Genomic DNA, 2502 nt, shown 5'->3' on the forward strand with positions numbered 1-2502 from the left:
GGGACAAGGGAGTGGGGGACAAGGGAGTGGGGGACAAAGGGGACAAGGGGACAAGGGAGCAACTACCAATTACCAATTACCAACTACCAATTACCACCTAACACTGATAACTGGTCACTGGTCACTGATAACTGACATATTAAGCGATCGCCATGCTCGTGCTAAGTCTTTTGGTGTGGACTCGGTGTTGAATTTGCCTTTTCCTGCTGCGGTGAAAACGGGAACTTCTTCTAATTTTCGCGATACTTGGACGGTAGGATTTACGACTGATTATACAGTTGCAACTTGGGTAGGCAATTTTAACGGCGAACCGATGCGTCAGGTATCTGGGGTGATGGGTGCTGCTCCTTTGTGGAATCGGATTATGTTGCACTTGCACGAAGATCGAGAACCTGCGGCTTTTCCTGCTCTATCTGGTTTGGTTTTACGTCCCGTCTGTGCTTTGTCGGGATTGAAACCTACACCTGCTTGTCCGACAGTGGTACAGGAATATTTTTATCCAGAAGATTTGGACGAATACGATCGCCACCCCGATACTTTTTATCAACTGGTAACTGCTCATACAGCAGGAGAGCCGCAATATCGGCTTAACTTACCTAGAGAATATGATGAGTGGTTGGCAACCCAAGGGCGATCGCCTGGAGTTTCGAGCGGACTGAAAATCGTGTCTCCTATCAACGGCGCTTTGTTTCTCCTCTACCCTAGTAATGGTGCGAGTGACAGTCAGCAACGGCTTGAATTTAAACTCGCTGCAAAGTCAGATAAACCTGTAGAATGGTGGCTTAACGGTGAGAAACTAGCAACGCAGACATCTGATGCTTTCTTTTGGGAGCTGCGTCCTGGCAACTGGACTGTGGAAGTTAAAAGTGATGGGACGAGCGATCGCGTCAGTTTTCAAGTACAGTTAGCACAAAATAAACCTACTCGTCGAGGTTTTTCTATCGGTCGTGTAAGCAAAAATTAGTCAGAGTTACAGGGGTGAAAATGTCAGATTCTACATACATCTTTGCTAATTCTCAGCCTGAGAAAAAAGTTGAATCTAAAACAGTTGAACCCCAAGAATTTAAACTGACAGAAACTGAGTTGAAAGAATTGGCAAGACTCCAAGCAATCGAACGAGTCTTCGATCCTGCCAGTCGTCAGCGAATTCAAGCAACAGGTATTTCTCCTAATTGGTGCTGTCTGGAAGTTGGTGCAGGAGCAGGATCGATCGCCCGCTGGATGGCAGAAATTGTTGGAGAAAACGGTAAGGTTGTTGCTGTCGATTTAAATACTCGTTTTGTTGCCAAGAGCAAACGAGCAAACATAGAAATTATAGAATCCGATATTCGTCATCTGGCGCTAGAAAGTCAATCTTTCGATCTCATTCATACTCGCTACGTGCTGATTCATGTTCCAGAATTTCAAGTTGCTCTCGCAAAAATGTTAGATTTACTCAAGCCTGGTGGGTGGATTGTGATTGAAGAACCAGATTTTTCTGCTGCTAGAGCGATCGCGGGAAATGAAGCAGCTTGTCAGTCGATGAATCGGGTGAATGAGGCGATCGCCCAAATGTTTGCTAGTAGGGGGATGGATTATGCTTTTGGTGTTAAATTGCCTACCATATTTCAACAGTTGAATTTGCAAGAATTATCTGTTGAAAATGATACTCCTTTAGCCCCTGGTGGTTCGGGAATTGCTACAGTTATGAAAATGTCTGCCGAGCGATTAACAGATAAATATATTGCTACGGGTAAAGCAACGCAACAAGACATCGAGCGATATTGTCAAATTGCCGAAAATCCGCAGTCATGGGCAATTTATTATTCAACTATTGGGGCGACAGCGAGGAAAAGCAAGTCAAAAGTTAAAAGTTAAAAATCAAAATTGTGAATCTTAGCTGTGAGGGATCGGTGTTTCTGGACTCTTCTCAACAATATCACCTGCTAGCAATTCCACATGGCGATCGCGCAGAATGTCTGCTTCGATCGTGCGATGATAGTCTTCTACAGACCATTTAGCTAGCGTTTTCATAGCAGAACTTCTGGAAATTTTGCGATCGATTTAGTTCAATTTTATAGTTTCTGGGTTGAGTAGCGCCCCCAATACTCCTCACTAACGCCCTACTAGCTTGTTGCGTCACTACAAAAACGAATAGGTGTCGAGCAATAGCCTCATGGAGCATATGCCTCAAAATCCTCCAATGGCGCGTCAAAATCATCTGACATTTTTACCATCCCCTTTGCACTACCAAATTTAGGGATTGCTTCTACTGTATTAAGTGGCACAATTTTGAAAGGGCTTCCATCACTATGGGTAATTACAACTTCTTCCCCGCCTGCTACTTCTTCAATTAGCTCTGCTAGTCGAGTCTCAGCTTTTTTTAAGTTAATCTGGTGCATGATGGTTTTTGGCAAAGTTCGATATTTTGAATATATAGCAATCCTAATGGGACTTTGTAAAGAAAGAGCGTGAAATCAGGGTAGAATACAAAACAAGACTCAGATTTACGTCAGTCTCGAC

At 43.8% G+C, this 2502-nt stretch carries 2 protein-coding genes and 2 pseudogenes; 2 read left to right on the top strand and 2 right to left on the bottom strand.

All coding sequences use genetic code 11. From position 1 onward, the window contains the following. Together DSM107010_RS37565 and DSM107010_RS37570 are read left to right on the top strand one after the other, a co-directional pair. Positions 1 to 964: pseudogene (locus tag DSM107010_RS37565) on the top strand (penicillin-binding protein 1C); the annotation flags it as partial. A 20-nt stretch (positions 965 to 984) separates the two neighbouring features. Further along, positions 985 to 1857: a class I SAM-dependent methyltransferase gene (locus DSM107010_RS37570; protein ID WP_127025393.1), complete on the top strand. Its 873-nt coding sequence runs from the start codon at positions 985 to 987 to the stop codon at positions 1855 to 1857. A gap of 21 nt (positions 1858 to 1878) precedes the next feature. Here DSM107010_RS37570 and DSM107010_RS37575 read toward each other — a convergent pair. Both DSM107010_RS37575 and DSM107010_RS37580 read right to left on the bottom strand, forming a co-directional pair. After that, positions 1879 to 2013: pseudogene (locus DSM107010_RS37575) on the bottom strand (Uma2 family endonuclease); the annotation flags it as partial. Between the two features lie 140 nt (positions 2014 to 2153). Beyond that, a complete protein-coding gene (locus DSM107010_RS37580; protein ID WP_127025395.1) occupies positions 2154 to 2381 on the bottom strand; it encodes a type II toxin-antitoxin system Phd/YefM family antitoxin in 228 nt (75 codons plus the stop codon). Between the last annotated feature and the right edge of the window lie 121 nt (positions 2382 to 2502).

This window comes from Chroococcidiopsis cubana SAG 39.79, assembly GCF_003991895.1.
Classification (GTDB): domain Bacteria; phylum Cyanobacteriota; class Cyanobacteriia; order Cyanobacteriales; family Chroococcidiopsidaceae; genus Chroococcidiopsis; species Chroococcidiopsis thermalis.

Coding starts and splice junctions, on each gene's coding strand:
- DSM107010_RS37570 (WP_127025393.1), top strand. CDS start 985: ATGTCAGATTCTACATACATCTTTGCTAATTCTCAGCCTGAGAAAAAA.
- DSM107010_RS37580 (WP_127025395.1), bottom strand. CDS start 2,381: ATGCACCAGATTAACTTAAAAAAAGCTGAGACTCGACTAGCAGAGCTA.